Here is a 337-nt window from a genome sequence, read left to right as displayed (position 1 = left end):
CTGGTTGGCTTTGGCACTTTTGCCGTTAAAGATCGTGCCGCTCGCAGCGGACGTAATCCACAAACTGGTCAGCCTATCGAAATTCCTGCCGCCAAAATCCCTACATTTAAGCCAGGTAAAGCGCTTAAAGACGCGGTTAACGGTTAAGACCTGTTAATGGTTGCCCCGAGTTTCATCACTGAAAACGAAAACAATAATAATTGAATAGACCGAACATGGTCGCTTTAGAGCATCCCAGTTTGGCTAAAAAATATTCTAAATCATTTAATTATTTACGGAGTTCCGGAGCGGTAGTTCAGTTGGTTAGAATACCGGCCTGTCACGCCGGGGGTCGCGG

The 337-nt window shown here is 46.3% G+C and carries 1 protein-coding gene; it reads left to right on the top strand.

Annotated elements, in window-relative coordinates; translation table 11 throughout:
• Window positions 1–147: HU family DNA-binding protein (locus tag AC4PME_RS19530; protein ID WP_491529719.1), on the top strand; the 147-nt coding region annotated here is incomplete at its 5' end.
• Between the last annotated feature and the right edge of the window lie 190 nt (window positions 148–337).

This window comes from Alteromonas sp. (genome assembly GCF_984505615.1).
The sequence above is the reverse complement of the archived record's forward strand: the minus strand, read 5'-3'. Positions and strand labels throughout refer to the sequence as shown.